The sequence below is a fragment of the Mesorhizobium sp. WSM4871 genome (assembly GCF_055811295.1).
In genome coordinates this window covers 1-1,774 of record NZ_JBVVPU010000044.1, presented here as the reverse complement: position 1 = coordinate 1,774, position 1,774 = coordinate 1, and the positions used below count along the sequence as shown (strand labels likewise).

Annotated in this window: 1 protein-coding gene and 1 pseudogene; both read right to left on the bottom strand. The window is 59.6% G+C overall.

Annotation, left to right across the window (positions count from 1 at the left end):
- Positions 1-82: 82 nt before the first annotated feature.
- Positions 83-790, bottom strand: a pseudogene (locus AC0L2H_RS32400) (DDE-type integrase/transposase/recombinase); the annotation flags it as partial.
- A 543-nt stretch (positions 791-1,333) separates the two neighbouring features.
- On the bottom strand, positions 1,334-1,774 hold a 441-nt coding region (locus AC0L2H_RS32395), incomplete at its 5' end, for a GMC oxidoreductase (RefSeq protein WP_473593666.1).

Here is a 1,774-nt window from a genome sequence, read left to right as displayed (position 1 = left end):
TCGGACCCTGCTCTTCGCCACGCGGTCACCCATGCGCAACAGGAGAATATCGCAAATCCGATCAAAAAGCTCTTGTCTGGTTGGGCTTGGTGAGACGGTGATCGATGCCATACCTCCAGCAGGTCCGGTCGAAGGGGTGGCCGCGCCAGCGCGCGGTCGGGCCATGCCGGTTCTTGGGCAGGTCGGCGAACTGGATGCCGTTGTCGGTGAGCACGGTGTGGATTTTGTAGGGGACGGCTTCGACCAATTCGTCGAGGAAAGCACTGGCGGTGACTGTGGTCGCCTTCTGCATCAGCCGAGCGAAAGCGAACTTCGAGGTCCGATCCACTGCCACGAATAGGTAGAGCTTGCCCTCCTCGGTTCGGACCTCGGCGATGTCGATGTGGAAATAGCCGATTGGGTAGCGCTTGAAGGGCTGTTTGGCTGGCTTGTCGCCAGCGACCTCGGGCAGGCGGCTGATACCGTCGCGCTGAAAGCAATGATGCAAGGACGACCGCGTCAGGTGCGGGACCGTCGCCTGCAGCGCATAGAGACAGTCATCCAGAGGCAGCAGCGTATGCTTGCGAAAGGCGACTATCGTCGCTTCCTCCTCGGCAGTCAGAACGGTGGAGCGTACGGTCTTCGGGGCCATTGGCGCATCATGGACGAAGGTCCGCTTGCGCCACTTGGCGACAGTTTTCCGATTTAGACCGTGCTGCGTGGCGAGTTCTTTGAGCGGAGCTTTCGATCGCTGTATCGCTGCTCGGATGGCGTGCGTGGTCGTGGCGCTGCCGTGGAGTATCTGTCCCATAGCTGATCCCTGAATGAAGGGGCAGCTTGACCGATTCCCCCACACTCTGGGACCAGACACCTAGGTACGCTCCATCCAATCCTTGGTACTACCTTATGAAGGTAGCAGCACAGTTGGCGAGCTTTGTGCGAGAATTCTAATTCGCGCGCATAAAGTCGGCGTTATTGTAGCTTGTGCGCAGATTTCCCTCGTCCGCTTAGTTCGCCTAGGACCAACTTGGGTAAGTCGTCTCGGTAGACTACAGCCAGTTGGGGCGATCTGAACTCGCGGGGCCGTATACCCAGCCGTGTCGGCATCGCCAAGAATGGGAGTTCGCTCGGGGCATCCCAGGCTGGATTTGTGAACCGCGACCGGCGGCGACCTGCTCGTACATGCGCCAGCGCCCATACGGTTTCGACACCGCGCCAGGCGAGTATCTGCGGATCGCTCAGGGGTCGAACGTCGCCCATTCGCGCGCTAATGCTTGCCGCCACTGTGACGTCGGCAGTCGGGGAAAGATTGCGCAATCTTGAAACCCAATCGGAGAACCGGCAGGGCTCTGCCCTAGCTCCGTCTGTCTTCTCTCAAGACTGTGTCGGCCAATTTCTCAGCCACCATGATCGTTGGAATGTTTGTGTTCGCCCGGGGGCAAAATGGCATGACCGAAGCGTCGGCGATCCTCAAACCCGAAACACCAAGAACGCGTCCCGACGGATCGGTCACCGCGCCAGGATCCGCGGCTGCCCCCATCCTGCAGGTCGACGTCGGATGCCAACTTGGGATGACGTTCTGGCGAATATACCGATCCAAATGTTCCTCGTCATTGATGAGATCGGAAATGCTATCCCCATCCGTTATGACGCGCCTAATCAGCCCACGGCGCAGCCGCGGCGACGCGTCCATGAGCAGCGCCAGAACTGACGTGAGCGCATAGTTTGTGCTTGTGACCTTGCTCACCCGCTTCGCTCGCGCATTCAACGCTGACGGAAACGGGTCCAGCGCCAC